Here is a 302-nt window from a genome sequence, read left to right as displayed (position 1 = left end):
ATACCCGGGTCGGTGAGCGCGGGCTCAAGCTTTCGGGCGGCGAGAAGCAGCGCGTCGCCATCGCGCGCACGCTGGTCAAGAACCCGCCGATCCTGATCCTCGACGAAGCGACCAGCGCGCTCGACAGCCGGACCGAGGCGGACATCCAGGCGACGCTGGAGGCGATCGAGCACGGCCGCACGACCATCGTCATCGCCCATCGGCTCTCGACGGTGGTTCATGCCGACCGGATCATCGTGCTGGAGTCCGGCCGCGTCGCCGAGCAGGGCACGCACGCCTGGCTCTTGCGCAAGAACGGGCTC

General features: G+C 69.2%; 1 protein-coding gene. It reads left to right on the top strand.

What is annotated here, in order from left to right:
• A partial coding sequence (locus tag NLU14_RS21430; protein ID WP_275710442.1) for an ATP-binding cassette domain-containing protein occupies positions 1-302 on the top strand: 302 nt, incomplete at both ends.

It is taken from the genome of Marinobacter iranensis (assembly GCF_029207565.1).
Taxonomy (GTDB): Bacteria; Pseudomonadota; Gammaproteobacteria; order Pseudomonadales; family Oleiphilaceae; genus Marinobacter; species Marinobacter iranensis.
Note: the sequence above shows the minus strand (reverse complement) of the source record. Positions and strands in the feature narration are given on the sequence as shown.